General features: G+C 45.1%; 25 protein-coding genes. 7 read left to right on the top strand and 18 right to left on the bottom strand.

Annotation, left to right across the window (positions count from 1 at the left end; genetic code table 11):
• Positions 1-26 precede the first annotated feature (26 nt).
• The 5 genes from E3D00_RS05295 to E3D00_RS05275 form a co-directional block, all read right to left on the bottom strand.
• Positions 27-731 carry an SIMPL domain-containing protein gene (locus tag E3D00_RS05295; RefSeq protein ID WP_141460598.1) on the bottom strand — a complete coding sequence of 235 codons (705 nt, stop codon included), beginning with the start codon at positions 729-731 and terminating at the stop codon, positions 27-29.
• A complete protein-coding gene (locus E3D00_RS05290) occupies positions 728-1,036 on the bottom strand; it encodes a hypothetical protein (protein WP_246091363.1) in 309 nt (102 codons plus the stop codon). Before E3D00_RS05290 ends, E3D00_RS05295 begins: the two co-directional genes overlap by 4 nt.
• A 93-nt stretch (positions 1,037-1,129) precedes the next feature.
• The gene (locus E3D00_RS05285; RefSeq protein ID WP_246091362.1) at positions 1,130-2,542 is read right to left on the bottom strand and encodes a sensor histidine kinase; all 1,413 of its coding nucleotides are present in this window, start codon (positions 2,540-2,542) and stop codon (positions 1,130-1,132) included.
• Between the two features lie 3 nt (positions 2,543-2,545).
• Positions 2,546-3,226, bottom strand: coding sequence for a winged helix-turn-helix domain-containing protein (locus tag E3D00_RS05280; protein ID WP_141460594.1), 681 nt, complete (start codon positions 3,224-3,226; stop codon positions 2,546-2,548).
• A gap of 79 nt (positions 3,227-3,305) precedes the next feature.
• A complete protein-coding gene (locus tag E3D00_RS05275) occupies positions 3,306-4,385 on the bottom strand; it encodes a S1C family serine protease (protein WP_456316390.1) in 1,080 nt (359 codons plus the stop codon).
• A gap of 405 nt (positions 4,386-4,790) precedes the next feature.
• On the opposite strand from E3D00_RS05275, the gene E3D00_RS05270 reads away from it, so the two are divergent.
• The gene (locus E3D00_RS05270; RefSeq protein ID WP_141460590.1) at positions 4,791-5,198 is read left to right on the top strand and encodes a DoxX family protein; all 408 of its coding nucleotides are present in this window, start codon (positions 4,791-4,793) and stop codon (positions 5,196-5,198) included.
• Positions 5,199-5,247: 49 nt separating this feature from the next.
• Here E3D00_RS05270 and hrpB read toward each other — a convergent pair whose 3' ends face one another.
• The 6 genes from hrpB to E3D00_RS05240 all read right to left on the bottom strand — a co-directional run bounded on the left by hrpB (position 5,248) and on the right by E3D00_RS05240 (position 11,594).
• On the bottom strand, positions 5,248-7,713 hold the full coding sequence (gene hrpB / locus E3D00_RS05265) for an ATP-dependent helicase HrpB (protein ID WP_246091361.1): 2,466 nt from the start codon (positions 7,711-7,713) through the stop codon (positions 5,248-5,250).
• A gap of 29 nt (positions 7,714-7,742) precedes the next feature.
• Positions 7,743-8,558 carry an NADPH-dependent oxidoreductase gene (locus E3D00_RS05260; protein WP_141460588.1) on the bottom strand — a complete coding sequence of 272 codons (816 nt, stop codon included), beginning with the start codon at positions 8,556-8,558 and terminating at the stop codon, positions 7,743-7,745.
• A gap of 9 nt (positions 8,559-8,567) precedes the next feature.
• Complete coding sequence (locus E3D00_RS05255) at positions 8,568-9,107, bottom strand: adenine phosphoribosyltransferase (protein WP_141460586.1); 540 nt, start codon at positions 9,105-9,107, stop codon at positions 8,568-8,570.
• A gap of 59 nt (positions 9,108-9,166) precedes the next feature.
• Positions 9,167-9,517: a response regulator gene (locus tag E3D00_RS05250; RefSeq protein WP_141460584.1), complete on the bottom strand. Its 351-nt coding sequence runs from the start codon at positions 9,515-9,517 to the stop codon at positions 9,167-9,169.
• A gap of 31 nt (positions 9,518-9,548) precedes the next feature.
• A complete protein-coding gene (locus tag E3D00_RS05245) occupies positions 9,549-10,790 on the bottom strand; it encodes a multidrug effflux MFS transporter (protein WP_141460582.1) in 1,242 nt (413 codons plus the stop codon).
• A gap of 111 nt (positions 10,791-10,901) precedes the next feature.
• Positions 10,902-11,594: a TVP38/TMEM64 family protein gene (locus E3D00_RS05240; RefSeq protein WP_141460580.1), complete on the bottom strand. Its 693-nt coding sequence runs from the start codon at positions 11,592-11,594 to the stop codon at positions 10,902-10,904.
• A gap of 135 nt (positions 11,595-11,729) precedes the next feature.
• On the opposite strand from E3D00_RS05240, the gene E3D00_RS05235 reads away from it, so the two are divergent.
• Positions 11,730-12,023, top strand: a complete 294-nt coding sequence (locus tag E3D00_RS05235; RefSeq protein WP_181441933.1) for a putative quinol monooxygenase — start codon at positions 11,730-11,732, stop codon at positions 12,021-12,023.
• A gap of 7 nt (positions 12,024-12,030) precedes the next feature.
• Here the strand turns inward: E3D00_RS05235 and E3D00_RS05230 are convergent, their stop codons facing one another.
• Positions 12,031-12,597 carry an NUDIX domain-containing protein gene (locus E3D00_RS05230; protein WP_141460578.1) on the bottom strand — a complete coding sequence of 189 codons (567 nt, stop codon included), beginning with the start codon at positions 12,595-12,597 and terminating at the stop codon, positions 12,031-12,033.
• A gap of 51 nt (positions 12,598-12,648) precedes the next feature.
• Here E3D00_RS05230 and dinB point away from each other — a divergent pair, with 51 nt between their 5' ends.
• From dinB to E3D00_RS05215, 3 genes are all read left to right on the top strand, one after another.
• Positions 12,649-13,743: a DNA polymerase IV gene (gene dinB / locus E3D00_RS05225; RefSeq protein ID WP_141460576.1), complete on the top strand. Its 1,095-nt coding sequence runs from the start codon at positions 12,649-12,651 to the stop codon at positions 13,741-13,743.
• A 155-nt stretch (positions 13,744-13,898) separates the two neighbouring features.
• Positions 13,899-15,122, top strand: a complete 1,224-nt coding sequence (locus E3D00_RS05220; RefSeq protein WP_141460574.1) for an MFS transporter — start codon at positions 13,899-13,901, stop codon at positions 15,120-15,122.
• A 33-nt stretch (positions 15,123-15,155) separates the two neighbouring features.
• Complete coding sequence (locus E3D00_RS05215) at positions 15,156-15,710, top strand: LOG family protein (RefSeq protein WP_141460572.1); 555 nt, start codon at positions 15,156-15,158, stop codon at positions 15,708-15,710.
• Positions 15,711-15,719: 9 nt separating this feature from the next.
• Here the strand turns inward: E3D00_RS05215 and E3D00_RS05210 are convergent, their stop codons facing one another.
• Positions 15,720-16,190: a GAF domain-containing protein gene (locus E3D00_RS05210; RefSeq protein ID WP_141460570.1), complete on the bottom strand. Its 471-nt coding sequence runs from the start codon at positions 16,188-16,190 to the stop codon at positions 15,720-15,722.
• Positions 16,191-16,293: 103 nt separating this feature from the next.
• Here E3D00_RS05210 and E3D00_RS05205 point away from each other — a divergent pair, with 103 nt between their 5' ends.
• The gene (locus tag E3D00_RS05205; RefSeq protein WP_141460568.1) at positions 16,294-16,917 is read left to right on the top strand and encodes an SCO family protein; all 624 of its coding nucleotides are present in this window, start codon (positions 16,294-16,296) and stop codon (positions 16,915-16,917) included.
• Between the two features lie 13 nt (positions 16,918-16,930).
• Here the strand turns inward: E3D00_RS05205 and dld are convergent, their stop codons facing one another.
• From dld to E3D00_RS05190, 3 genes are all read right to left on the bottom strand, one after another.
• The gene (gene dld, locus E3D00_RS05200; RefSeq protein WP_141460566.1) at positions 16,931-18,631 is read right to left on the bottom strand and encodes a D-lactate dehydrogenase; all 1,701 of its coding nucleotides are present in this window, start codon (positions 18,629-18,631) and stop codon (positions 16,931-16,933) included.
• 12 nt (positions 18,632-18,643) lie between these two features.
• Complete coding sequence (locus E3D00_RS05195; RefSeq protein ID WP_141460564.1) at positions 18,644-20,950, bottom strand: TonB-dependent receptor family protein; 2,307 nt, start codon at positions 20,948-20,950, stop codon at positions 18,644-18,646.
• A gap of 73 nt (positions 20,951-21,023) precedes the next feature.
• Positions 21,024-21,419 (bottom strand): hypothetical protein, encoded by a 396-nt coding sequence (locus tag E3D00_RS05190; RefSeq protein WP_141460562.1) that lies wholly within the window; start codon positions 21,417-21,419, stop codon positions 21,024-21,026.
• A 172-nt stretch (positions 21,420-21,591) separates the two neighbouring features.
• Here E3D00_RS05190 and E3D00_RS05185 point away from each other — a divergent pair, with 172 nt between their 5' ends.
• Positions 21,592-22,338, top strand: coding sequence for a dienelactone hydrolase family protein (locus E3D00_RS05185; protein ID WP_141460560.1), 747 nt, complete (start codon positions 21,592-21,594; stop codon positions 22,336-22,338).
• Positions 22,339-22,356: 18 nt separating this feature from the next.
• Here E3D00_RS05185 and murA read toward each other — a convergent pair whose 3' ends face one another.
• Together murA and dcd are read right to left on the bottom strand one after the other, a co-directional pair.
• Complete coding sequence (gene murA, locus E3D00_RS05180) at positions 22,357-23,613, bottom strand: UDP-N-acetylglucosamine 1-carboxyvinyltransferase (RefSeq protein WP_141460558.1); 1,257 nt, start codon at positions 23,611-23,613, stop codon at positions 22,357-22,359.
• Positions 23,614-23,625: 12 nt separating this feature from the next.
• Positions 23,626-24,177 (bottom strand): dCTP deaminase, encoded by a 552-nt coding sequence (dcd, locus tag E3D00_RS05175; protein ID WP_141460556.1) that lies wholly within the window; start codon positions 24,175-24,177, stop codon positions 23,626-23,628.
• Between the last annotated feature and the right edge of the window lie 171 nt (positions 24,178-24,348).

The raw sequence follows: 24,348 nt of genomic DNA, 5'->3' as shown, positions 1-24,348 counted from the left end.
CAAAGCTCCTCAGGAAACCTCTTATATTATGGTGCCAAAATTGCTTTCACGTTTACAGTAACCTTCACAACCTGGCTTTCTGGACTACTTTGAGGCGCCTCCATAGCAGAGCCGCCTACTCGTGCTTGTAACATCTCATAAGGCTGTTCAGGTTGAAATGAGGAAATATCCACCTTTTCTAGCCGAATAAGGTGCAGTCCCAATGCTTTTGCACTTTCTTCAGCTTGAGCTTTTACTTTGCTCAACGCTTGCGTTCGGGCCTGCTGAGTAAGTGTGTCTCGCGTTTTAGCGTCTAAAGACCAGTCCAGTCCCTCCAGCATTAAGCCATGGCTCTGTAACTTTCCTGATAGATCAAGAATAGAAACAGCGTCTTTCCCACTCAGCTTAATGTTTTGACGCGCTGTCCACTGAGTATGGCCATGCTCGGGGGTATAGTCAGAAATAGAGTAGCTACCCGCCTTAACATCTATACCGGCCTGTTTCGAAGCCATTTTCATGGCATCGGCGATCGTCGCATTCAATATTTTTTGTGCATCAACAGCAGACAAACGCTGTGCTTGCGCAAACAAATGAGCCGTTAATAGTGTTGGAGCCGAGCGAACTTCCCCAGAAACAGAAAAAGTCAATTCTGTATTGGAGGAGGCATTGTTGTCTGCTGCTCTCGCAATCTGTGTTGACAGACAAGACGCTACGGCCACGACAGAAGCAGCCACCCCGAATAAGCGTTTCATTTATGTTCCTGACTTGACCTAATTAAAACCAAAGCACGCCGAAGCCTTGCTATCCCGCCTCGAATGCGATGATGCTGACAAAACTTCTCGCCCTCTTGTCTTAAACGCAGAGCATCTTCCATCGCTCCCACAGGAATTTCATGCGGCTGAATCAAATATTTATCCACATTTTTTACTAATTTTTGACAATAATCCATGCTTTCAGATGTTACAGAAATCGTACCATCCGATTTATTTACTATATTTTTTTTTGTATTTTCATGAGAAATTGCTGCTGCCTTGGAATTATTAAAAATTCCTAACATTAAAACGCATAAAAAAAGAATAAATAAATTTCTCATTCTATTTTTATACATCAATTATTTTTATATAAAAATAAAAAATACATAATTTTTATGTCATACAACTTCTTTTCTTTCTTTTTTATTCATAACTAAAAAAGATAAAACAACCTGAAAACCTGGTGAGCAATTACTTAATTCCATAGTGCCACCATGTAAGTTTACAACAGCCTGAACCAAAGATAGCCCCAAACCAGACCCTTGTGTATGACGGGAAGATTCTGCACGAAAAAAACGTTCTGATGCTCTTTTGATATCTTCAGGAGGCATCCCCGCCCCTTGATCGATTACAGCAATACGAACTTTTTCTCTCTCGACCCAAGACGTTAACGTAATTTCTGTATTAGAAGGCGAAAATTTTATTGCGTTATCCAACATATTCGCAACAGCCTGTTGGATAAGCTGTGGGTCTCCTTTTACACATCCATTCTCTTTTATCCGAAGATTGAGTTTTATGCCTTTCTCCTCTGACAGAAGGTCATAAAATTCGTACAAATTCTCCAGTAGCGGTTTAAGTTCTACAACCGTAAAGGCAGACCGTCTTGCTCCGGCTTCTAGCTGGGCAATTCTTAATAAAGCTTCAAAAATTGATGTTATATGATCGAGATCTGAAATTGCTCGGTCAATCGCTGCTCGTAACTCTCCATCAGAGAAGGCGTGCAGGCTTGCATCTTCCAAACGTGTCCGAGCGCGTGTGATCGGTGTTCTTAAATCATGCGCTATGGCATTCGACACCTGTTTCACACCATCCATCAACCGATTAATACGCTCCAACATCGTATTGATGGTATGAGCCACTAGATCTGTTTCATTCCCCACAAGAGGAATCCGTTGGCCTAAATCACCCTGAGCAACCGCAGAGGTTGTGCGCACAATAGAATGAACAACTTGTCGAAAAATTCTCCTGATCACCAGTGCGCCCCCTACGGCAAACAATGTGATCATCACCCCAGCCCATATTAATGTATCTGTCAGAACATGCCGAACAAGCTGCCGTCCCTTAATATCCCGCCCAACAATGAGTTGATACCCTGCCGACAAATGATACGCATGCAATTTTGCCTGTGAGCGTAATCCGTCCCGTCGAATGGTTAACTCATAAAACTTGTTGGTATTCCCAATAACCACAGGCCATCCAGGTAGATTTCCTGCATATTTTCGGCCATCAGGCCCCGTTAACAAATATAATTCATCATCTTCAACGTTTTGATCCAGACGATCTTGTATTGCGATCGTTAAATCCTCTACGCCACCATGAAGCCAACGTTGTTGAAGATCGCGTGCATCAATCTGAACCGCTGCCTGTACAGATCGATCCAGCTGGCCTGTCGTATTCCACCAAATAAAAGATAAACAAAATATGGCTGACAGAACAAAAACCACACCATAGCCAAAGGCAAAATTCAGCCCTGCCGACCGGATAGGCCAATGCATCACCTTTTTAAATGAGAATGATCCATTAGCCTTCACAAGTTAATCCGCCCGCAGGATATAGCCTGCATTCCGAATCGTATGAATTAAAGAGGTCGAAAAAGGTTTATCTACTTTTTGTCTTAGCCGTGAAACATGCACATCAATAACATTCGTCTGAGGGTCAAAATGATAATCCCAGACTCGTTCCAAAAGCATTGTTCGCGTTACGACCTGCCCTGCATGCCGAATAAGAAACTCTAACAAACGAAATTCACGTGGCTGTAAGTCTATCTTTTCATTCCCACGTTTCACGGTACGCGATAAGAGATCCATTTCCAGATCTCCAATTGCCAGCTTTGTCTGAGGCGTTGTCTCAGGGCGTCCTCGTCGTCCCAACGCTTCCACACGCGCTAATAGCTCCGAAAAAGCATAGGGCTTGGTCATATAATCATCCCCCCCCGCTTTTAGGCCAGCAACACGCTCATCAACATCTGCCAAAGCAGAAAGCAACAAGACGGGAGTTGCATTTTGTTGACTACGCAAAGTCTCTAAAATGCGGACGCCATCAATCCCCCCGGGGAGCATGCGGTCCAAAATAACCACATCATAATTTTCACTGACAGCAAGGAACAATCCATCTTTGCCGTTGCCTGCTTCATCCACAACATGGCCAGCCTCACGCAACCCTTTGAGAATAAATGACCGTACAGTGGAATCGTCTTCAACCAACAAGATTCTCATCGTTCTCTTTCCTTACGACCCCTTAGGAAAATTTTGTCTAAAATACGCTGTTGTTCTTAAAGAACAACCTATCATTTTATCAATTATCTGCATCCATCGGCCTAGGACCAATATGGACCGGAAGTGTTAAGTTCTTTCCTGAGCGCTGCACAACAAAATTTAATGTCATCCCCGGTTTTGCTGCGGCAATACAACGCAATAACATGCGCGCACTTGTAACCGATATATCATCTACTTTTTTAACTAAATCCCCACGGCGCAACCCACTTTTTTGCCCTGGGCCACCATTATCAACACTTGCAATCCCGATATCGGTTTCACCATCATCAAGGGTAATGCCCAGCCACCCGTGCTCTGCATGCCCTGTGGCTTCAATCTCAGCAACAATAGGAGCCACAATTTCTGACGGAATCCCAAACCCAATACCGACAGATCCTCCTGCCGGAGTCACAATGGCTGCATTCACAGCAATCACTTGCCCCCGCATATTAAAAGCGGGACCTCCTGAATTTCCCGGATTAATGGGAGCATCTAACTGAATAAAATCGTCTAAAGAGCCAATTCCCAAATCTCGCCCAACCGCGGACACAATACCCGCCGTTACGGACGACCCAAACCCGAATGGATTCCCAGCGACTAAAATCCAATCCCCAATTTCAGTCTGCCGGCTATTTCCCCATGTTACATGCGGGAGAGGTTGAGCACTATCAACCTTAATTACCGCTATATCCGTCAACTCATCACTTCCGAGCAAACGAGCCGGCATTTCGCGACCATTTGACAAAGACACTTCAACCTTATCAGCGCCACCCACAACGTGCCGATTGGTTACGATAATTCCTGAAGGATCAACAATAAACCCAGAACCAGCGCCAATCATCTCTTCTTGGCGCTGTTTCATCCGATCATGGTAGCGTTTTTCTAATGGTGTACCTTTAATTTGGGGCGGGACACGTTCTTTGCCAGAAGATGCACTATGTTCGGTAATCGCGATGTTAACCACCGCAGGAATAACCTGACGCACTAACGGCGAAAAAGTGAGAGGCCCATATTTAACTAATACAGGAGGCAACGCAGGTGCTGCCGCAGGAACAGCCGGCTGTATCGGGAGACCATGCTTGTCTGTACTTTCTCCCGCTACAGGGGCCTCAGGCATCATTATGAAATGTTTCTTGATAACAACAGGCGAGGCATTGGACGGCTGAATATTAGCCTCGGAGGAAGACTGTTTAATCACAGAAGGGGCTTGAACTGCTACCCGGTGGGTCCCCAGTGTTAGCATCACAACAACTGTTACTACTGTTGCTGTTCCAGCTCCAATCACCGCAGCTTGTGCAGAACGATTCATAAGCCCCAAATTAAAAAAAACATCACACTCTTGCAGCTAGCACAAAAACTATTCTTTCCCAAAAATATAATCTCGAATCTTGAGCGAGATGCGTTTTTTATGCCTCTTATTGTAGCAAATTATAGCCAGATATCGAACTTTACACTTTTCCATATTGTGTGAAAAACCCATCCTCTGTAAGGTCCCAAAAATAATTTATTATTTAGGGAACTTTTTATGCTTTCATTCATCCCTCGTCATGAGCTCCTCCTCATCAGCCGAGTTTTAATGTCTATTCTTTTCTTCGTTATGGGCTGGACAAAACTTATGGGCTTTAATGCTGCAGTCGCTTACATGCAGCAAACAGGTGCTCCTGTGCCAGAAGCATCTGCTATCCTTGCTATTATTGTGGAGCTTGGCTCAGCAATTGCGATCGTTCTTGGTGTTTTCTTGGAACCAATTGCTATCCTTCTTGGCATTTACACCATCATCACAGGTATCATTGGTCACCATTTCTGGACCATGGATGGCATGATGCGTTATGATATGATGATCCATTTCTACAAAAACATCAGCATCACAGGCGGCCTTCTTGCTCTAGCTGTTGCTGGACCAGGCAAGTACGCTGTTCAATCTCGTCAATAAGACATAGTTTGTGGCGCCTTAAAATCCATTAATGGTGCCACTCATAACTTTAAGACCCATCATTTAACGATGGGTCTTCTGGCCATTGGTGTTTGGGGTATCTCCCACGCATTTCACGCCGCATTTCACGCCATCCCCCCTTCCAAAACCCAGCCAAGTCCGACGTAATTGCCTGTGGGCGACCCGCTGGGGATAATAATGCACATTGTAATTTGAGCTTGCCATCAGCCAAGACGGGTAAATGCTCCATTCCAAAAAACAACTGTGCTTTAGCGGAAACCGTTGGGGTGGGCGTTGTATAGTCAATCTTTTGGTGAGATGTTTTCAACTGAATATGGGCAGGAAGTTTTTGCTCTAAAATTTGCCTATCTTCGTAAGTCAATAATGTTTTAAGCACGGATAGAACATCTATCCCTTTCAGTTCATGCAGCTGATTAATCCCAGCAAGATAAGGTGCCAACCACTCAGAATCTTCTGAAAGTGCCTCTATCGATAAATCTGGCACATGAGGAGCATAGGTTTGTCGTGCTAAACCGACACGTGCTTGAAACTGCTCAACCGCATCTCCCCACTCTAAAAAACGTTTCAAATCAGACATCGCCTGTTTCAGAAGCAATTCCTGAACTTCTTCTGCCGCGACCTCTGAATTACGATCTCGCAAAATCAACTTACCCAGACGTAACCTTCTGCGTGCAATAACACGCCCTGATACGGGGTCTAAACTCGTCTCTACCTGTTCCGTCGTACGGGCTAAAAGTGTTTGGGGAATATTATCAAAATCAATGGGAGCCGCCAAAGTAACTTCCGTTGCTGTCCTCGTATGAAAAGCAACGGCAGCCAACAGTTTTTCACGTGCGAGAGGATCATCTGCTCCCACACGAGCACTGCTTCCTCCTGATAATCGAAAGCGTCCAATACCTCCTGCAGCCATTGCCACACGATCAGGAAAACCCGCAGCAAGCAAAGCCCCAGCGTAAGATGGCTCAGGTTTTAAGGAAGCATTTTTAAGCCGCATTCTCCACAAAAAGCGTTTAGCGGCTTGGCGAATATGAAACATACTCCTATGCGCGGATGTATCCTCATGCCAAAAAAGTAAAAGACGCTTTCGAATATCAATCCCAACTGCACGAGGAACACCCGTTTTCGTACGTAATGGATCTCGTTCTTCAAGTAATGCCGCCAAGCATGCCGCCGTTACCTGCTCTTCCTGAGTTTGGGCTGAACACAAGATGGCAGCCAGCCTTGGATGAGTGCCAAGCGCTGCCATTTTCTTCCCAAGATCTGTAATCTCATTATTCTGGTCAAGCGCCCCCAGCTCTCGTAACAACTCATACCCAGCGGCCAAAACTCCTGCGGGCGGGACGGTTAGTAACGGAAGATCTTCCACTTCTGTTCCCATTATCTCCCGCCACGATGCAGCCAAAAGCGCAAACTCTGCTAATTCAACAACTAAAATTTCAGGCTCTTCCTGCGGTCGTAAGGCGCGTTGTGTTGCTTCTGACCACAAGCGAATTGCAACTCCATCCGATTGGCGTCCCGCTCGACCGGCCCGTTGCGTTGCTGTTGCTTTAGAAATTTTGATCGTTTCCAGACGTGCTAATCCTGTATTCGGATTCAACCTTGGAGCCCGCCGGACACCTCCATCAATTACAATGCGTACACCCGAAACCGTAACTGATGTTTCTGCAATAGATGTCGCTAAAACAATACGCCTCTTTGAGGAGGGGGCAATTGCTTGATCCTGCTCTTGGGCCGTCTGTTCTCCATGCAACGGAAAGACAGGGTAGTCTTTTTCTAAAAGAGCCTGGGTTCTTTTTATCTCTCCAACACCAGGTAAAAACGCTAAAATATCCCCTTCCTCATGCTCCCATACATCTCGAATTGTATTCGCACACACCAACGGCAGGTCCCGCAAATGCGGAATGTCTCGACCATGGCGAATTTCCACAGGATATTGACGCCCTTCACTTTCGATTAAGGCAGCATTCATTAACGTTGTAAACGCACGGCCATCTGGTGTTGCTGACATAGCCACGATACGCAGATCGGGCCGAAACTCTTTTTGCACATCCAAACAAAAAGCTAATGCAAGGTCTAAATCCAAAGAGCGTTCATGCACCTCATCAAAAAGAACAATGCCCACTCCATCGAAGGTTGGGTCGGCCAATATTCTACGAACAAACAGCCCTTCCGTTAAAACCTCAATCTGAGTTTTATCAGAAACCGCACTTTCTGTACGGGTTCGAAAGCCAACTCTTTCCCCTACTTTTTCATGTAAAGAAGACGCCATACGCGCTGCAGCGGCACGGACAGCAACACGCCGAGGCTCTACAAGAATGATCTTTTGTGCTTGTAGCCACACCGCATCTAAAAGAGCCAAAGGCGTAACCGTGGTTTTTCCTGCTCCAGGCGGCGCAACCAGAACAACATTAGGCTGTTCTGCAAGAGCCTGCAAAAATGATGGCAGAACGTTCTGAATTGGTAGTTCTGGAAAAAACAATGATGTCAGACCCACGCTCTTTTTTCACGATACATGTTGCAACATTACTTTAGTGAAAAGCCTAACCGATTCAGGACAGCTTTCATCACATGCCGTCCACTTAAACCACGGTAACTCTCCACTCTCTTTGCCACCGTTTCTGACCATGCACGCTGCGGCAAACCCTGCTCATGCTGATACGCACTATCAGCACGATCATACTCGGCAATACCATCAACCTCTTGAGTGGTGTCATAAACTTCACGGTGCAGAACAACCTTTTGAGACAAGCGAGGCTTATACCCATTTTGTTTTGAAGGCTCTGGCCGGCCAACACACAAACCCACAACTGCGACAGTTTTGGGTGGTAGTTTCAACAACTGAGCCACCTCTTCCGAATGGTTACGCAGGCCGCCAATATAGACGGTTCCCAAGCCCATGGATTCAAAAGCTGTTACCGCATTTTGGGCTGCAATTCCTGTGTCGAGCGTCCCCATGAGAAACATTTCTTCGTAATCCAAAGCTTCACTTTCAAGACCACGACGAGCCGCAATTCTCTCTAACCGAGACAGATCAACAATCCATGCCAAAAATACAGGGGCCACTTCAATGTGTTTTTGGCCACCCGCTAACTCTGCAAGCCTCTTACGTGTTTCTTTATCTTGCACAGCCACGACAGACCATGCCTGCAAATTGCTGGATGTCGCAGCAGAAGATGCAGCCGCTATCCCAGCTTCCAGTGCACCTGCGGGCAACTCATCCGGTAAATAAGAACGTACAGAATGATGCTTCATCAAAAGCTGCAACGTGGGATTGTCTGGTAAATCTTGCGGAGCGTCGTGACGGTAGCGTGTGCGCCATAGAGAAGAAATACCAGACATTTTTTTTCCTTAATCTTCGTATGTAATTAATGAATTCAATGGAATATCAAGCTTCTCACGCCCTTTTAAAGCCGCAAGCTCAATAAGAACACTCGCTCCAACAACCTCTGCTCCCACCTTTCGCAAAAGATTAACAGAAGCCGCCAATGTCCCTCCAGTGGCTAACAAATCATCCAACACAACAACACGTTGCCCAGATTTAATGGCATCTTCCTGAATGTGAAGCTCATCTTCACCATACTCAAGGCCGTATTTCAACGAAATCGTTTTTCCTGGTAATTTCCCAGGTTTACGCAGCATCGTAAAACCGCACCCTAAACGCTGAGCAAGAGGCGCTGCGGTTAAAAAGCCACGACTTTCAATTCCCGCTAATATATCTGGCTGCCAAGCCGATATAATACGTGCCAACCGGCCAGTTGCTACCTGCCAAGCATCTGCAGAACGAATCAACGTTGAAATATCATAAAACAAGATCCCTGGTTTTGGAAAATCTGGGACCTCACGAATATAATCTTTAAGGTTTAATGGCTTAGGTTCCTGAAATGACATACCGCCCTGCTTTCATCTTAATGAATACAGAGGCATGTAGAGGACTAAGCCTTAAAAACTCAAGCCTGAATTACTTTTTGGGCTTGAGATATTTTTTCCAACAACATCTGCTTACGAAACGGTTTTGATAAGACGACCATGCTGTCATCTATAATCTGACCATCCGTAAAATCACCGGACATCACGACAATTGCCAAATGTGGGCAGCGTTCTCTTAAACGTTGCCCTAAAATAAATCCATTTAACACGCCGGCCAAATTATAGTCCGTTACCAACAGGGTGGGTCTTCCATCCCACTCTAATGCGTTCTCTGCATTATCCTCAAGATGAACAGACCACCCTTGCTGCATAAGAACCGTCTTCACAACCAGAGCTATGGCTACATCATCTTCAACAAGTAACACTTGCATCGCTTCATTCTCCGTCCTAAAGCGCTGCAAATCAGGTGGTTTTAGGTCTCAACAAAGCAAATATCAGAGCTGCTCCAAAAGCAAACACAAGAAAACCTGCTAGATAAACCGATGTCCCCGATGGCATAAACCCAAACAGCGCACTCGCAACAGCACCAAACAAATACTGCATCGTTCCCGCCAAAGCAGAAGCAGATCCAGCACGTTCAGACTGTTCTGACAGAATACCAACCATAGAATTCGGACCAATGATACCAGTTGGCGACATTGTGATCATTAATGCGATGATGAATGGCCACAAATAAGCAGGTGAAAAATGTCCCGACGAAGAAACAGACGCACCAGCAACAACTGAAATTCCTAAAAAAACCAAGCTTCCCAGCAGACCAACAATCAAAGCATTAAATAACATTTTCGACGCACCGACCTTAGGTACGAAAATACCATTCAAAGCAGATGCACCAATCATACAAACCGCAAAAAGACCAAAGAGCATTCCGTACGCAAAAGGGGACAGGCCGAATCCAACCTCAAACAACATTGGAGCGCCACTCAAATAGGTGAACGTAATCACACCAAGAAAAGCCCACACCAACCCATTCGTGATAAAGCTACGATTTCTTAAAATCTGACTATATCGGCGCATGATAGAGACAGGGTGTAAATCACGGCGTTCATTCAAAGGTAAGGTTTCTGGGAAAATCGTGAGGAGTAAAAAAGAACACAGGGCGCCATATACCGCTGTCGCCCAGAAGATCATCCGCCAATCTACAAATTGTAATGCATAACCTCCCAGCGTGGGCGCCAAGATAGGCACCACTCCTTGAATAACAATCAATCGAGACATCAAACGTGAAGATTGCTCCCCTTCGGTAATGTCTCGAATACATGCATTAGGAATAACAAGACCAGCGGATGCCATAAGCGCAGCAAACAAACGCCACATACATAAAACGGTCATATTCGGTGCTAAAGCACACCCAATTTCACCTATGGTATAACCAAGCATCCCGATAAGAAGTGGTAAGCGACGCCCAAATCGATCCGATAAAGGCCCGATACTGATTTGCCCGATAGCTAAACCAATAACCCAAGCAGACATCGTCATACTTCCAGAACCAATAGGAGCATGCAGCTGCTGCTCCATTTCTGGAAGAGCAGGAAGGTAAACGTCCGTCGAAACAGGGCCTACAGCAGTAATAACACCAAGCATTATTGGCAACCAACCAGGAATGGCATCTCCCCGCCGAAACGCCACACTTTGTCTGCTCATTCATCCTCACTTACGATATGCTATCAGAGCTATTCTGCGCTCATGTAACCAATAACTAACAAAGAGGGCATTGCGTTTAAAAACGATCTTTTAACCACGTCGTTTTTTAATTTACGCTTCAGCGCGGCGTAATAGAACGGCTCCTAAAATGCCGGATATAATAAACAGAGATCCCGCCAGTCCAAGTTGCGCTATATGCCCAATGCGCACCCCTGAACCAATCAAGGAAAAAACGAGGTTCTGAGGAATACCTCCCAAAAAAGTTGCGACACCAAATGAAAGAATAGGCAATTCAAACAAACCTGCCGCGGTAGAAACCAAGAGAGCCGAACCTATGGGCATAAGACGCAAGGTTAAAACCGCTCGAAAAGGCTTTTGATGTAAAATGCGAGCAAGCCAAGAATAACTCTTATTCAACCGATCCAATATTTTCTTTCTGAACCTTTTCGGGGCACATACTCGTGCCCATCCATAAGCACACAATGCACCCAACACATACGCTAATGAGCATAAGCTCAAACCAGACCACAGACCAAATGCCATACCAGCCGCAATACACAACGCTTGCCGCGGCAATCCAAAAGCACAGTAAGGCACAGCAAAAACCATAAACCATGCATAAGCATGTGGGTTTTCATGCCAGTGCGGTGCGTTTTCTAACGTTCTGTGGACAACGGGCAGGCGCTCTAAAGCCGAAACAATCATCAACATGGCCACTACACTCAACAGAGCACGCCACGGAATAATATTATACAATCCGTCGCGTATTTTCTCACCAATGGATGAAGAATAATTTTTATCCATTGGCTTAAATGATGACCTCATATGACAGGAATGATTTATTCAATTCACACCTTCACGAAGCAATTACTTGCCCTGCCGAGCATATAGGAACATTGATGAAATGTAGATTCTATCTTTTTTAATTGGATATCGAAAATGTCAAAATCCCTATATGCTACAATGAAAGCTCTTCCTGAACATCGCACAAAGGTTCAAGAACTACTAACAAAACTTGCTGCAGATGTTCGTGCTGAGCCCGGATGCGAACGTTTTGTTGTGTATACGCTCGAGAACGATCAAAATTTGTTCCACGTTGAAGAATCTTACAAAGATGAAGCCGCTTTTAAAGCCCACATGGGCACAGAACATGGGAAAACCTTCAACCAAGCCATTAAAACCCTCGTCGAAGGTGGCGCGTCCCATGTCGTTTTTCTAAATAAAGTTATTTAAACCTTAATCAGATCAAACCTTTTGATCTGATTAAACCAAACGCCGCAAGAGACACCATACATTTCATCTCGCCCTGTTCGATCAGCGCCTCAAACTCTGCTAAGGACATGTCGTGTGTTGTAATGTCCTGCTCTGTCTCTTCAAGCGCATTTTCCCCTCGCGTCAGGTTCTTTGCTAAAAAGACATGCCCTTTCTGGTTGGAATACCCGGCTCCTTGATACATTGTTCCGACATGTATCATTTCACCTGCACGTAACCCCGTCTCTTCGCGTAACTCTCCAAGAGCCAACTCAATCGGATCTGCATCAGGTTTGGTTTCCCACATACCCATGGGCAATTCCCACAACCGCTCCCCTACCGGGTAACGAAACTGTCGAATAAGTGTAATCCGTCCATCGGCATGCATTGGGAGAATAACGACAAACTCTCCTCTTTCCACAATTCCATAAAGCCCTTTTTTACCATTCGGATGGATAATCACATCCTCTCTTAAGGCCGTCCACGGGTTACTATACGCCATCCGTGTTGAAACGGTTGTAAAACCAGCTTTTTTTCTTTCTTCTTCAATGCTCATTGTTTTAATTCCGATCTTGTTTTGTTCTTATTAAACTCGCACAATAGCTTAATGAATTGCCGCCGAATTGTTCATATCGACATGGATGCGTTTTATGCTTCTGTCGAACAGCGCGATAATCCATCCTTCCGAGGGCGCCCGATCGCTGTCGGACGTGGTGCCGCACGCGGTGTCGTTGCCGCTGCTAGCTATGAAGCGCGCCAATTTGGTGTTCGTTCCGCAATGCCTTCCACAAAAGCTCAACGGCTTTGCCCAAAACTCATTTTTACACCTCCACGCTTTCACGTTTATCGTGCCGTTTCAGAACAGATCCATGAAATCTTCGCACGGTATACGCCTCTTATACAGCCCCTCTCTCTTGATGAAGCGTTTTTAGATGTTACGGATCACCTTGGCGCCTACGGCTCTGCAACTCTTATTGCCGAGAGTATCCGGGAGGATATTAAGCAACAAACCAACCTGACGGCATCTGCCGGGGTCTCATATAATCGATTTTTAGCTAAATTAGCCTCCGATTATAATAAACCTGACGGCCTCTTTGTTATTCCCCCCCACATGGGGCCTGAATTTGTTCTTAATCTAACGGTCGATCAATTCCATGGAATTGGTCCTGCAACTGCCCAGCGTATGCGGGCCTTAGGAATTCAGACGGGACAAGACCTCAAAAACACAGACTTTTCTTTATTAAAACACCATTTTGGTAAAGCCGCACAATTCTATCACGATATTGCACATGGGGTTGATGAAAGACCTGTGACCCCTCACCGGGAACGAAAATCTTTAGGAACCGAACAAACGTATCTGACAGATTTAAAGCAAGATCATGATGCAATAAATGCTTTACATGACCTTACAAAGAAGCTCTGGCTTCTTTCACTCGAAAAGAATATTTCAGCTCGTACCATCACACTGAAAGTAAAATACACTAATTTCAAACAAATAACGCGCGCAAATACTCTTTTAAAGCCAATATCATCCCTGACAATACTTACTGATACGTGCCAGTCTTTACTCCAACCCCTTCTCCCTCTTCAGGAAGGAGTGCGTTTGTTAGGGGTAACTCTATCCAATTTTATTCCAACACTCGCTGAGTCGGATCAACAACAAAGCCAGATGCTTTTATTTCCTGATCTAAAATCTCTTTAATCCAGAGAAAAACTCATACATGTCTGCGCCACAAACGATCAAAATCGTTTTACAATTCTGATTTTAGTCTTAGAAGGCTACACAAGTATCACATGAACCATAAGCCATGTTACTTGTTTACAGACAACAAACATATCTGCAACTCGGAGAGGATCATGGAAGAAAAATCTCAAACTTCACCCAATATCATCGTTCTCCCCGTAGTTCTTTTTAATCTCATTGTTTATATCATTATTGGTCTTCTCAGTGGCGTTCTCACTGTTTTTGTTCATAATACTCTAGGCTTTAGTGCTACCGTTGCAGGGTGTGTCTTTGCCTTGCAATATGTCGCAACAGCCTCTGGCCGCCCTTCGGCTGGGCGCCTTACCGATAATATTGGTCCCAAACCTATTGTAATCGTTGGGCTAACAGTCTGTGCCATTTCAAGCATTCTCGTCACTTTGGCGGGGGTTTTTACTTATATTCCTTATCTCTCACTTGCGCTTTTATGTATTAGTCGGCCTTTCTTGGGATGGGCAGAAAGTTGGACTGCTACCAGTGTAACCGTCTGGAATATTGAAAAAGTTGGCGCTAAAAATACTTCCGTAGCCATCTCTTGGAATGGTATTTGCTCCTATGGCGGCATGGCTTTAGGAGCTCCTATTGGGGTTCAACTCTCTCGGTTCCACCATCCTTTTGATGGCCTTGTCTCAATCGGTCTATGTGCCTGTATTTTAATATTCTCTGCCTTAGGCATCCTTTTTGGGTTTAGCTGGCTAGGATATTATCAAGCAATTAAGCCTGAGAAAGAAGCAAACACATCAGGAAACCTGATTTCCTTCCCCCGTGCTCTAAACCTCGTAAAAGCCTATGGAGGGGGACTAGCGTGCGGTGCTATCGGATTTGCGGCCATATCCTCACTCCTTCCCCTATATTATGCCTACCATCATTGGAATAATGTCGGTAATGCGCTTTCTGCTTTTGGCGCTGTTTTTGTCATTGTTCGCTTCCTCTTTTCTTCACAAATTGAGAAACGTGGAGGGGCTTTCGTGGCACTCATCTCTTTAGCGGTAGAAACCATTGGCCTCGGGATTTTAACGTTCTTCCCAAGCTCTTTAGCTGCCACTATAGGGGCGGCTTTTACAGGTGCGGGTTTCTCTCTTCTTTTCCCTGCACTGGGCGTTCTCGCCGTTAATAGTGTTGGTCCACGCAACCGTGGTGCAGCCCTAAGCGCCTATTCCATCTGTGTTGACCTCGCAATTGCAAGCAGTGGTGTCATTTTAGGGAAAATCGTTCAGCTCACCCAAAGTTATACCATTATGTTTGCAACGACGATGGCTTTCTCTTTGGGAGGCGTTATCATTAGCCAATTCCTTACAAAGAAACATCCACGGCCCTGATAATCTCTTTCTTTACATGATGAGGTAAAACATATGAAAATTCGTTCTTGTGCTGTCTTCTGTGGCTCTCGCTTCGGTAAGTCTGATCTTTACAAAAAAACAGCCCAAGAACTCGGAACAAAGCTTGGTGAACATCACATCAATCTCATCTATGGCGGCGGAGATGTGGGCCTTATGGGCACCGTCGCCGATGCTGCCCTCAAAGCTGGGGGAGATGTCACAGGGATTATCCCAGAGTTTCTCCATAGTCGGGAAGTGATGCATGAAGGTGTCACAAAGTTAGAAATCACCCCTGACATGCATACACGAAAAGCTCTTATGTATAAAATGGCCGATGCCTATGTGACCCTTCCTGGTGGCTTAGGCACGTTTGATGAGCTAATCGAAATCCTAACTTGGAAACAACTCAACCTGCATCAAAAGCCTATTTACATTGTTAACATCAACAACTGGGCTCAAGCCGTAATCGACATGATTAAAACAACGTCAGAGCAAGGCTTTGCAGCACCAGATACTCTTGATTTATTAACAATCGTATCAAACGTAGCAGAACTTATGCAGTATCTCACAAAAAGTGATTCTAATTAAAAAAGTCGATCACTCTCTTAACGTTTGCTCTAAAAGACGGACTATTCCCTGTAAAAGATCACGCTCAACTACAGAAAATCGCTCTTTTACAGGGCTATCAATATCTAATACGCCCACCAGGTTCTCTCTTTTTAAAATAGGTATAACAATTTCTGATTGAGAAGCTGCATCACAGGCAATATGCCCCGGAAACAAATGCACATCCGGAACAACCAAAGTTTCTTTCGTTTTTGCAACCGTGCCACATACCCCTCTTCCTAAAGCGATCCGCGTACACGCTACTCGGCCCTGGAAAGGGCCTAACACAAGCTGGTCTTCTTTCCACACATAAAACCCAGCCCAGTTTATCTGTGGGAGCGCTTCAAAAATCAAAGCCGCTATATTGGCCATATTTGCAATCATATCGCTTTCTGAAGATACGATAGCTTCAACAGCAGAATACAAATCATTCAGGGTCACAGGGGTATGGGGAGCACTCATCAGAAAATACTTATCCTTCACATTGAACGTCCCAGAAAAACTAACACCTTTCATCCTGAATTATCTATTAGGTTTCTCGCCCATATTTTGATAAATCGTTTTTATGCCTTCATCGCCCCAAAAACATAAAACAAACTCTCATACCTCACCTGTCATTTTTATTATCGTCTTTACCTGCCTTCTCTTAATAGGGGCGATTATATTCCGTAATTTCATTCTTCATGCTGAAAATACGAGACAAATTGGCGGCCCGTACTCTTTACTCGATGGGCATCGTAACCTGATCACTCAAAATAATTTTAAAGGTCATTTTACCTTAATCTATTTTGGATATACGCATTGTATTGATGTTTGCCCTTTAACATTAGCAACCGTTTCAGAAGCTCTTAAAGAGCTCGAGTTACAAAAAACGCCCATAATCCCGCTCTTTATTTCCGTTGATCCCACGCGGGATACACCCGAGAATGTTGAGGAATATGTCTCCCATTTTTCACCACACATTATTGGGCTGACAGGGTCTGCTCAACAAATTCAACCTGTCCTGAACGAATTCCACGTTACAGTTCACCGCTATTTAGGAAAAAGCAAAGAAGAGCTCTTAAATCATAGTTCTTTGCTTTACCTCATGGGACCACACAACAACCTTATTGGCCTTATCCCTGTTGATTCCAGCGCCCATCAAATTTCAACCGAGTTAAAGCGCCTTCTGTCAGAAAACCAACTGTAAAACTACGGATATATCAAACGCTTTCCGCAACCCAGTTTCTTGATTTCGTTGTATGCCCAATCCCTGGATTCATACAATTACATGGATCAAGTTTCTGATAATGCGCTACCATATCTTTAGGGGCATAATATAAATGCCCAACATTATGCTCGGCAGGATAGCGTGCCCCACGTTTATCCAATTCAGGCCACATACTTTTTTCTACAGCCATTGGATCCAGACCAGCCTTAACCACATAATCCTGATGAAGAACATGGCAAAGAAAATGCCCATAATAGAGCTTGACCACCAACTGATCATCAATTTCTTTTGGTAAGCTTTCAAACCATTCTTTATCATTCCTGCGTAAAGCTACATCCAGCGCAAGCATACCTCCAGTTTCTTTACGATGGATTATATTATACCTATTAGCTGCTCCGGCTGCAGCAAAACGATGCAAAAAAGCCAGTTTTCCCTCTTTCTCAGAACATTCAAAAGATGCTCCTTTATGCGCTTCGCCTTGAAAAAACTGTTCTAGCCATGGCCGTATTTTGACAGCCATACTCCCTGTCACTTTCAGCATAAGGTGATGTTCGTAACGTTTATGGTAATCCATAATTCGTGATGGAATTTGACACGGCAAAACATAACTTAACCACTGAAGGGCATGCTCACTTATAGCCTCTGGCAGCCATGAAAAACGTTGCCCAAATTGGTCGATACGCGCTTTTATTCTGAAAAAGAAAGGAAGGTTTTTCGTTCCCATATAACGAATTGATGCAACCGTATCACGCCCATAACGATCAGCAATTGCAAATGCATCCCGATGAATGTACTCACCAGCAATCGGTAACTCTTCAAACTGTGTTAGTAACCCGCGCCGCAATTCCTCTAGTTTCTGCGTTTCATTCGTCCCAACATAAAAAACGACGGTTTCTTGAGCAGCTGGAAACGTATCCAGCCGCACAGCAAAAACTACCAATTTCCCGGCACATCCTGAGGCTTCATACAGTCGTTCTGGATCCGCATTGTAACGTCCTGGTGTATGCGCTTCCACATCTCTGATACGATTTACATAATCTGCATCATGGCCTTGTCCAGCCGCCCAATTGACATCATCAGAGAAGTAGAGACCTTTTTGAAGTTGCTCCAAAACCTCTTCAGGTTCACCCCTTAACTTTATTCCAAGGTGATTCACCAGTTGAAGTTTGCCATTCTGATCGACCTGACCAAATAAGGCCATTTGAGTAAAGGCAGGCCCGCGCTGAATTAACGCTCCTCCTGAATTATTACTAATTCCTCCTAAAACAGAAGCCCCAATACACGATGATCCAATAACAGAATGTGGCTCCCGCCCCAAAGGAGATAAGATCTTTTCAAGTTCATAAAGTTCAGCGCCAGGCAAGCACACAACCTGACGACCATCCCCCAACAGCTGAATCCCTTTCAATCTTTTCGTATTGATAAGAATAATCGGACGATCGTAATTATTCCCATCAGGGGATGATCCACCTGTCAAACCTGTATTAGAGGCTTGCATCAAAACAATACGGTTTGCATTTACTGCAATGGATGCCACACGCCATAACTCAACCAAAGAGCCCGGTTGAACAACAGCTTCTACGCGCCCCTCTCCAAAACGAAACCCTTTCCGATAAGCATATGTCGCACTCTCAGAGGTTAAAACATATTTTGAAGAAACAACTTTCCTTAAATCAAGCAGAATAGAAGCCATAACAGATTACTTTCAGAACCTTATCTTTACCCCTCCAAAATATGCCCGTGGAGAACCTGCATAGATGGAGCCAGTACTATTCATTAAAGCACGTGCATTTGCTTGCTGACCACTCATCATCAACTTATCACTAATATTTGTAGCCCCGCCGACGTAAGTTTTATTCGTTAAATTCTGAACCTCAAAGTACCAATGCAACCGATGTGCCCAACCCATTCGTTTAGGAGGATCATAGTGAACTTCCAAATTCAGCAATGTATATCCAGGGGCTTTTAAGAAATTAGCATTATCAAGCCAATATTTATCTCTCCAGGTCAGTTCAAAATATCCCCCCAGACCTTCTAAGATCCCTTGCGGCTGATCATACAAAAAACGAGCATTCAAAAAGTGTGGAATAACACCAGGGATTTTGTTTCCAGAACGATCAAAAGTTTTATACTGCTGTGTATTAGCAAGAGCTTCGTTATAATGGGTATAAATCTGATTATCATACGTATAACTCAGCATCATGCGAGCACCGTATAAAGACACGGGTAATGGCCGCCAGTTTACTCCAAGAATAATCCCACGATGCTGCGACGATGGAACGTTAAATGTATAGGCCCCAACCGTATTCACTCCCGCTGACTGACTAACAAACTCATTTTTATAAAACTCATAAAACCCTGTCGCCTGTAACGTCACGTTTGAGGATGGGTGCCACTCTGCCCCTAAATCAATACCAACACTGGTCTCACTCTTCAGGTCTGTATTATTTCCGTAAGTCCCTTGGGGCGTAATAAACAGGTTCGAGACTGTAGGTGTTGCGTAAGCTGTTCCTACACGCGTATGAAGCTTCCATGCGGAAGATGGCGTGTAAACCAAAGAACCTTCTGGCGCGAGATTAAAGAAATAACGCTGCGCCATGATTGATCTCATCTGCGTGGCAGTTGCTGTATAGCTATATAAATTCTGCGTAGCCCCCAGATCTGAATACGTACCACCTAATCCAACAACAGCATGCCATTGGGGAAGAAACTGCCAATCTTCCTGAAAACGAGCTCCCAAATTCCAATGATGCCCAGCAAGGTAGCTATTCCACGCCCCGCGCGTTGCCCCTCCAAGCGGCATCAAATTATATACTGGCATTGAAAAATCGATATACCCAAAGTCAACACCGCCAAAGGATGTAAGCGGCGTTCGGCCCCAATGGGTATAATTCGTAATATCACTACTCACGGTATAAGAGTTATAAGGTCCAACCCATCCAACAGCCGCAGCCGGCTGGTCAAAATGGCGCTGATCGTAAGTAAATTGATTCCGCCACTGGGTATGCGCATTAAAATCATGCTCCCAACGCAAACCGACCAACGTCCGTCGGTCAAAACGCCCTAACCCTGCCGCTTCCGGGCTAATAGTCTGCGATGCACCATAGCGCCCATTCACCAACATATTAACCGACGCACACCCTACTGCTCCGTGCTCTATATCGGTACATCCATGCTGAAAAGGGTTCGTCAGAAATTGATTATACGATAAACGCAAAGGCAGGAACGTGTCGGTTACATTATTAATAAACTTCAGAACCAAACGATCTTTTGCTGTAAGATTAACGCGTAACCTCATATTCTCTGTTGAGGTATTATAGCGGCTGTTTGCCGTATAACCATTTCCCCGCACATCACTGCCAAACAGCATAAAATCATAATGACGGTTCCCCATTCCTATCGTCATATAATTATTAAACATGCCAAAGCTGCCGAAATCTGAGCCGATCTCTACACCATGAAGATCTGTGCCCTTTCTCGTCTTAAAACTAATTGCGCCATTAATGGCGTAGTTGCCATAAACTGTAGAAGCAGGCCCTTCAAAAACATCCACCCCCGCATAGGCATGAGGGTCTATCAAATCAGCACGCGCCATGCCGTCTGGCTGGGTAAGAGGAAAACCATCCTCCAAAATTTGTAAATTTTTCATCCCATAGGACTGACGGTTCCCAGACCCCCGAACCGAAATAACCGGGTCTCGCGGTCCATTCCCTTGCGTAAAACTCACACCAGGAACGGTAACCAACATATCTGAAACAGATTGTGCAACATGGTTCGCATAAGAGCTGCGCTGCGCACTATAAACAGTTTGACCAGCAGGATGCAGGGTTGCTGGCCCAAGGTTCCTTTGCCCCTTAACGTGAATACTCTCAACTTTTTGAGACGAAAGAGGATGCTTTAAATCTTTTGCTTGCAAATGACTTGGCTGTGCAGATGCAGAATAAAATACAAAAACACTCGTAATAGCTATGCACCCACACACCCGACGAGTGGGATGAAACCAACAGATCATTTTCACATACCCGAAAGATAACAAACAGCCGTTAAGCTTTTCAGCTCAAGGCAAACTGAATTTTCTTTTCAGGTTAAACAGGTGGCCCTTGCGGGCAAAAAGCCGATTTCTGCCGAAAGGGAGGCCCACGTATAGTAGGAAAAACCCATTTCCTCGAAAGCTCAAAAACCACATAAGCAAAGAACAAGACGAAAATAACACTTAAAGATAATAACTCTAAGCTATCTGCCAGCAGAAAAAGACCGTCTTTTTGATCATCATGTGATGTATGATGGGGAACAGGTATATCCTGACCATGAAGAACCGCATGGTCACAGAAAACAGTTAATTGATCTAATTCTTGAAGAGGATCATCAAAAACACTTTGGGGAGAAACTAGCCCTCCAAAAGACAGACGCACCACAAGAGCAAGTAAAAACAAAGGGATAAAAATACCCCAATATCCTTTGCTCTGGCGAAGATCTCTCATGCAGGAAGAACTACCTCAAAACAAAAATCTTCACCAGTATATTCTCAAGCATGCTGCATACCTTTCTCCATTAAAAAAACTTGTCACAACGGTGTGAGTTGGCTTTTCGCACCCTGTTATTTTCTGCCATCCTGATATCAGTTCTCTTTTTCCCTTTAAGGCAATCTACTCCATGCTCATTCGCACAGATGAAAAAATTGATATTTCAACACCAACAGGAGATATGCGCGTACATCTCTTACGCCCGACCCAAGATGGTCATTTCCCAGCGATTATTCTTTTTTCTGAAATCTATCAGGTTACTGCCCCAATCGAACGGCTAGCAGCCATGATTGCCGGACAAGGCTACATTGTTGCCGTCCCTGAAGTTTATCACGAATATGAACCCGCAGGCACCGTTCTACACTACGACCAAGCCGGAACAGACCGCGGGAATGAATTAAAATATACCAAACCAGTTGCCGCGTTCGATAGTGATACAGCCGCTCTTATAGAGTGGTTAAAACACTTTCCTTCCTGCTCAGGCGCTATCGGCGCTTTTGGAGTATGCCTCGGAGGGCATCTCGCGTTCAGAGCAGCACTCCATCCGGACATCAAGGCAACCGCTTGTTTCTACGCCACCGATTTACACTCAGCGTCTCTAGGAAAAGACAAATCAGACGACTCTCTGGCCCGCGCTTCTGAAATTAAAGGAGAGCTTATGATGGTATGGGGACAATCAGATCCACATGTGCCTTATGAAGGCCGTCGTACCATTCGTGACCGCTTAGAAAAAGCGAACCTCACCCTCGAATGGCACGAAGTCGATGGACAACATGCTTTCTTACGCGATGGAGCCCCACGCTTTGATGCAGCACTCTTTCTGCAAGCGATGAGTTGGACGAACGCCCTTTTTCAACGCTCACTGACAAGAGTTTAGCATCAAAAAGCCTAAACCTTACTCGTGAACGCGCGCAATATCAGCACCGCAAGCAGCAAGCTTGCGGTCTACGCCTTCATACCCGCGGTCCAGATGATATATCCGGCTAAGTTCGGTTTCACCTTCTGCAACCAACCCAGCCAAGATCAAAGAAAAAGATGCCCGTAAGTCTGTTGCCATAACCGGCGCACCTGAAAGCTTTTCCACTCCCCGGATAATAGCGGATCGCCCATGCGGATTAATGCGCGCCCCCATGCGATTCAATTCGGGGACATGCATAAAACGGTTTTCAAAGATCGTTTCCGTAATCATGGAAGCACCCTCAGCAACAGAAAGCATCGCCATAAATTGCGCTTGCATATCCGTCGGGAAGCCGGGGTAAGGCTCCGTCATAATATCAATACCGCGGAGCTTTGTAGAACAACGAACACGTAAGCCTCTTTGCTCTTCTGTAACGTCAACACCCGTTTCGTTCAGTGTGCGAATAACAGAACCCAAGCTATCGGCCTGCCCTCCAATCAACAGCAGATCTCCTTGGGTAATAGCCGCAGCGCAAGCATACGTGCCACACTCAATCCGATCTGGCATAACCGCATAATCCGCACCATGTAAGGCTTCAACACCTTCAATGACTAACGTCCCAGACCCAGCCCCTGTGATGTTTGCACCCATTGCATTCAAGCAATTCACAAGATCGGTAATCTCTGGTTCTCGCGCGGCATTAACAATCTCTGTGCGTCCTTTTGCCAAAGTGGACGCCATCAACAAATTCTCTGTCGCCCCCACACTTGCAAAAGGTAATATAACCCGATCACCCTTTAACCCATTAGGCGCCCGCGCATTAATATAGCCGTTTTCCAGCCGAATCTCAGCGCCTAATGCTTCTAACCCCTTCAGATGCATGTCCACTGGTCGCGTTCCAATGGCACAACCTCCGGGCAAAGAAACCTTCGCTTCGCGAGCACGCGCCAATAAAGGACCTAAAACCAAGATAGAGGCCCGCATTTTCGATACGATGTCGTAAGGAGCCTCAATGGAAGCGATGTCCCCACCGATCGAAAATGTCCGCTCATCAACCTCATCGACGGAGATCCCCAAACGTAACAAAAGATCACGCATCGTCTGAATATCTGCAATCTTGGGAACATTCGACAGCCGCAAGCGCTCGGACGTAAGAAGCCCGGCGACCATCAGTTTCAAGCCGGAATTCTTAGCCCCCCCAATCTCAATCTCACCACTTAAGCGACGGCCACCACGAATAATAAAGCGATCCACGTTCAAAGCTCCTTAGAGGCGAGGGGTTGTTACACCGGATTGACGCATATATTTCCCAGCACGATCCGCATAGCTGACTTCACACGGACCAGCCCCTTGAAAGAACAAGAACTGGCAAATACCTTCATTTGCATAAATACGAGCAGGCAATGGTGTGGTGTTACTAATTTCAATCGTAACTTGCCCTTCCCATTCAGGCTCTAGGGGCGTCACATTCACAATGATCCCACAACGCGCATATGTCGATTTCCCCAAGCAAACCACGAGCGTATCACGCGGAATGCGAAAATATTCAACAGTATGCGCCAAAGCGAAGCTATTCGGTGGGATCGTAATATCACCCGTTCGCGTTACAAAGCTGTTTTCAACAAAATTTTTAGGGTCAACAACCGCATTATCAACGTCTGTAAAAATCTTGAAATCTTCTGCTACGCGCGCATCATATCCATAGGATGATAAACCATAAGAAATAATGCCTTCTCGCTTTTGGCTCTCAACAAAAGGTTCAATCATGCCATGTTCTTTGGCCATTTGACGGATCCAGGTATCAGGCATGATAGACACTACGTTACTCCTACTACACTCGGGAATTTCATCAGCTCTAGCGATAGCTGATCAATCGCGCAATAAACGTGTTAACCGATAGAGCGTATTTTTTAATAAATAACGAACAATATAAACATCACGAAATTTTTTGTTTATCATTATTCTTAACTTAAGTTGATATGATTTTCC

The sequence above is a fragment of the Swingsia samuiensis genome (assembly GCF_006542355.1).
In the GTDB taxonomy this organism is placed as follows: Bacteria; Pseudomonadota; Alphaproteobacteria; order Acetobacterales; family Acetobacteraceae; genus Gluconobacter; species Gluconobacter samuiensis.
This window is presented reverse-complemented; position numbering and strand designations above follow the sequence as displayed.

Excerpts from the sequence above, each read along its gene's own strand:
- E3D00_RS05295 (WP_141460598.1), bottom strand. The coding sequence starts at position 731 with ATGAAACGCTTATTCGGGGTGGCTGCTTCTGTCGTGGCCGTAGCGTCT.
- E3D00_RS05290 (WP_246091363.1), bottom strand. The coding sequence starts at position 1,036 with ATGTTAGGAATTTTTAATAATTCCAAGGCAGCAGCAATTTCTCATGAA.
- E3D00_RS05280 (WP_141460594.1), bottom strand. The coding sequence starts at position 3,226 with ATGAGAATCTTGTTGGTTGAAGACGATTCCACTGTACGGTCATTTATT.
- E3D00_RS05275 (WP_456316390.1), bottom strand. The coding sequence starts at position 4,385 with ATGATGCCTGAGGCCCCTGTAGCGGGAGAAAGTACAGACAAGCATGGT.
- E3D00_RS05270 (WP_141460590.1), top strand. The coding sequence starts at position 4,791 with ATGCTTTCATTCATCCCTCGTCATGAGCTCCTCCTCATCAGCCGAGTT.
- E3D00_RS05260 (WP_141460588.1), bottom strand. The coding sequence starts at position 8,558 with ATGTCTGGTATTTCTTCTCTATGGCGCACACGCTACCGTCACGACGCT.
- E3D00_RS05255 (WP_141460586.1), bottom strand. The coding sequence starts at position 9,107 with ATGTCATTTCAGGAACCTAAGCCATTAAACCTTAAAGATTATATTCGT.
- E3D00_RS05250 (WP_141460584.1), bottom strand. The coding sequence starts at position 9,517 with ATGCAAGTGTTACTTGTTGAAGATGATGTAGCCATAGCTCTGGTTGTG.
- E3D00_RS05245 (WP_141460582.1), bottom strand. The coding sequence starts at position 10,790 with ATGAGCAGACAAAGTGTGGCGTTTCGGCGGGGAGATGCCATTCCTGGT.
- E3D00_RS05240 (WP_141460580.1), bottom strand. The coding sequence starts at position 11,594 with ATGGATAAAAATTATTCTTCATCCATTGGTGAGAAAATACGCGACGGA.
- E3D00_RS05235 (WP_181441933.1), top strand. The coding sequence starts at position 11,730 with ATGTCAAAATCCCTATATGCTACAATGAAAGCTCTTCCTGAACATCGC.
- E3D00_RS05230 (WP_141460578.1), bottom strand. The coding sequence starts at position 12,597 with ATGAGCATTGAAGAAGAAAGAAAAAAAGCTGGTTTTACAACCGTTTCA.
- dinB (WP_141460576.1), top strand. The coding sequence starts at position 12,649 with ATGAATTGCCGCCGAATTGTTCATATCGACATGGATGCGTTTTATGCT.
- E3D00_RS05220 (WP_141460574.1), top strand. The coding sequence starts at position 13,899 with ATGGAAGAAAAATCTCAAACTTCACCCAATATCATCGTTCTCCCCGTA.
- E3D00_RS05215 (WP_141460572.1), top strand. The coding sequence starts at position 15,156 with ATGAAAATTCGTTCTTGTGCTGTCTTCTGTGGCTCTCGCTTCGGTAAG.
- E3D00_RS05210 (WP_141460570.1), bottom strand. The coding sequence starts at position 16,190 with ATGAGTGCTCCCCATACCCCTGTGACCCTGAATGATTTGTATTCTGCT.
- E3D00_RS05205 (WP_141460568.1), top strand. The coding sequence starts at position 16,294 with ATGCCTTCATCGCCCCAAAAACATAAAACAAACTCTCATACCTCACCT.
- dld (WP_141460566.1), bottom strand. The coding sequence starts at position 18,631 with ATGGCTTCTATTCTGCTTGATTTAAGGAAAGTTGTTTCTTCAAAATAT.
- E3D00_RS05195 (WP_141460564.1), bottom strand. The coding sequence starts at position 20,950 with ATGATCTGTTGGTTTCATCCCACTCGTCGGGTGTGTGGGTGCATAGCT.
- E3D00_RS05190 (WP_141460562.1), bottom strand. The coding sequence starts at position 21,419 with ATGAGAGATCTTCGCCAGAGCAAAGGATATTGGGGTATTTTTATCCCT.
- E3D00_RS05185 (WP_141460560.1), top strand. The coding sequence starts at position 21,592 with ATGCTCATTCGCACAGATGAAAAAATTGATATTTCAACACCAACAGGA.